This window comes from Oleiphilus sp. HI0123, assembly GCF_001635315.1.
Genome location: NZ_LWGE01001792.1, coordinates 1 through 1,375, shown reverse-complemented (window position 1 = coordinate 1,375; position 1,375 = coordinate 1). Strand labels below are relative to the sequence as shown.

The window sequence follows — 1,375 nt, the reverse complement described above, 5'->3', positions numbered from 1 at the left end:
GTTCAACAGAAGAGCTACAATGGGACCTTGATTACCTTCTACAATTTTGGGAATCAATTACCAGCGCTTCTGAAAGCCGCCCCGCTCCTTTCCTCATATACCAGGAAAGCAATGTCATCATCCGTGCTATTCGCGATTACTTGCGCCAGGACATTGGCGAAGTACTTGTTGACGCACCGCTTGTGTTTGAAGATGTTCTAAATTTCGTTCGTTCAGTTATGCCTGCTTATGAAAGCAAGATCAAACTCTACCAAGACGAAACGCCATTATTCAGCCGTTATCAGATCGAAGCTCAAATCGAGACAGCGTTCCAACGCGAAGTAAAACTGCCTTCTGGCGGCTCAATTGTTATCGACCCAACGGAAGCACTTGTTTCAATCGATATCAACTCAGCTCGTGCAACTAAGGGCAGCGACATTGAAGAGACAGCACTTCAAACTAACCTTGAAGCTGCAGAAGAAATTGCTCGCCAGCTTCGTTTACGAGATATGGGTGGTTTGGTTGTTATCGACTTTATCGATATGGGCCCTGCAAAAAATCAACGTGACGTTGAAAACCGCATGCGTAAAGCCCTAGAACTTGACCGCGCACGCGTTCAGGTTGGCAAGATATCTCGTTTCGGGCTCCTTGAAATGTCACGACAGCGTTTACGACCTTCACTAAGTGAGACCCGCGCAGCAGTATGCCCTCGCTGTAGCGGACAAGGTACGATTCGTGACGTTGAATCTTTAGCACTGTCAATCATGCGCCTAATGTATGAAGAAGCCTCTAAAGAGAAAACAGGTTCGGTCCAAGCAGTCCTGCCGGTTCCTGTCGCTACTTTCTTATTAAACGAGAAGCGCCAACAAATTCAGGAGATTGAACGCAGGCAGTCTGTTCGCGTTATCATCATTCCTGACATGGCTATGGATACGCCTCACTATGAGTTACGTAGACTTCGTGAAGACGAAACCAGTGATGATCAAGCTAGTTACAAAATAGAAACAACACAGCCAGAGGAACAAGCAGTTCCAACAGCCGCAGCAAAAGAAGTCGTGCGCGAAGAAGCTGCGGTTAAATCTATTTCACATGCTAGCCCTGCACCTCAAGTTTCAGCGCCTGCAACTGAAGCTGCACCTCAAAAGCAAGCTGAGCAAAGCGAAGAAACTGGCCTAATGAAGCGTTTGAAATCCAAGCTATCGGCAATGTTCAGCGCAGAAGAGAAAGCCTCCTCTGTTGCTAATGAAGCACCTGCTAGAAAGCAGCAGCGCAGCACTCAAGGCAACCGCAGTAACCAGAAGAATAGAAACAAGCAACGAGACTCTCAGTCTGGCGATAACGCTTCAGGCAACAACCGCAACCGTAATAAGTCTGGCCAAAATCGAAATCAACGCGA

General features: G+C 47.3%; 1 protein-coding gene. It reads left to right on the top strand.

Annotation, left to right across the window (positions count from 1 at the left end):
- A partial coding sequence (locus A3761_RS24120) for an Rne/Rng family ribonuclease (protein WP_156492087.1) occupies positions 1 to 1,375 on the top strand: 1,375 nt, incomplete at both ends.